The organism is Streptomyces sp. RP5T (genome assembly GCF_003933965.1).
Taxonomy (GTDB): domain Bacteria; phylum Actinomycetota; class Actinomycetes; order Streptomycetales; family Streptomycetaceae; genus Streptomyces.
In genome coordinates this window covers 1-1,717 of the sequence record NZ_RSAJ01001004.1, presented here as the reverse complement: position 1 = coordinate 1,717, position 1,717 = coordinate 1, and the positions used below count along the sequence as shown (strand labels likewise).

Below are 1,717 nucleotides of genomic sequence, written 5' to 3'. Positions count from 1 at the left end.
GGCCAGATCGACTACGGCGGCCAGGGCGCGCAGGGCGGCCAGATCGACTACGGCGGCGGCTTCGGCGGCCCCCAGGGCCCCGGTGGCCCGGGCGGCTCCCAGGGGCCCGCGGGCCCGACGGGCGGCCCGGTCACCGGCGACGGCCCGGTCGTGCCGCCGGCCGGACCCGACCCCTTCGCCAGGGCCGAGCCCTTCGGCGGCGAGTCCTTCAACGGCCCCGACACCTTCGGTGGTCAGGGCGGCCCCGGCGGACCCCTGGGCGGCCCCGGGATCTCCGGCGGCCGGCCGGGTCAGCCCGGTCCGTCCGCGCAGGGCGGCCCCGGCGCCCTCGGCCGTCCGGGCGGCCCCGGCGCGCCCGCCCCCGGCGGTGCTCCCGGTGCCGGTCTCGGTTCGGGTGGCGGCCTCAGCGACGACACCGCGATCCTCACCCCGCAGAAGCCGGCCCCTGAACCGGGCGCCCCCGGCTACGGCGTCCCGGACAACGTCTCCGGGCACACCGTCACCAGCGGTATGCCGGTCGTGCCGTCGGGCGCCCAGAACGCCCCCTTCGGCCAGTCCACCGACGGCCGCACGCCCCCGAAGCTGCCCGACACCCCGGCGCAGCAGGCCCCGGCCGCCGCGTCGAAGAAGAAAAAGAAGGGCCGCAGCAAACTGGCGATGGTCGGCGGCACCGTCGTCCTCCTCGGCGTCGGTGCCTACGGCGCCGGTCTGCTGATGAACCGCTCCGACGTGCCCAAGGGCACCACCGTGCTCGGCGTGGACATCGGCGGCGGCACCCGCGACGACGCCGTCAAGAAGCTCGACGACTCCCTCGGCGGCCGGGTGAACCAGGCGCTGAAGCTGTCGGTCGGCGGCGACACCGTCTCCCTCAAGCCCGACCAGGCCGGACTCCAGCTCGACGAGCAGGCCACGGTCGCCGCGGCAGCCAAGAGCGACTACAACCCGGTCTCCGTCATCGGCTCCCTGTTCGGCAACCACCGGGTCGTCGACCCGGTCATGCCGGTCGACGAGGAGAAGCTCCAGGCGGCCCTGGAGGACGCCTCGGGCGGCGCCGGCTCGGCGACCGACGGCACGATCAAGTTCCAGAACGGCAAGGCCGTCGCCGTGTACGGCAAGGCCGGCAAGGGCATCGACGTCGCCAGGTCGACCGCCGCGGTCGAGGAGGCGTACCGCACCCAGGTGGAGACCGGCACCGCCGGCCAGGTGACGCTGCCGACGACCACCAAGGAGCCGACGGTCTCCAACGCCGAGGTGGACCGGGTGATGAAGGAGTTCGCGGAGCCCGCGATGTCCGAGGTCGTCACCATCCAGACCGACGCGGCGCACAGCATCAAGTTCGGCTCGCTGTCCCTGCCGAAGATCCTCGGCTTCAAGGCGGTCGACGGCAAGCTCGTGGAGACGTACGACCTCGAAGCGCTCAAGGAGGCGTACGGCACCACCTTCGCGGGCGTGCAGATCAACGGCGCGAGCGGCAAGCGCGACGTGCTGCCCGAGGACGTGGCCTCCGCCCTGCGCAAGGCGCTGCGCGGCAAGACGGCGGCCGAGCGCATCGGGGTCATCGACACGAACCCGAGCTGACCGGTCGCGGCCGACGGACGCGTCGGCCGGGGCGGCGGCACGGGCGGTCGGGGTCACGTTGCTGCCGGCGCTGCGGGCGTCGGTGCCGTCCGGCATGACATCTGTCATGCGGCACTCCGGACGGCCGACACTGCCCGCC

At 74.5% G+C, this 1,717-nt stretch carries 1 pseudogene; it reads left to right on the top strand.

The features are described 5' to 3' along the window. Positions 1-1,578, top strand: a pseudogene (locus EHS43_RS43935) (hypothetical protein); the annotation flags it as partial. Positions 1,579-1,717 lie beyond the last annotated feature (139 nt).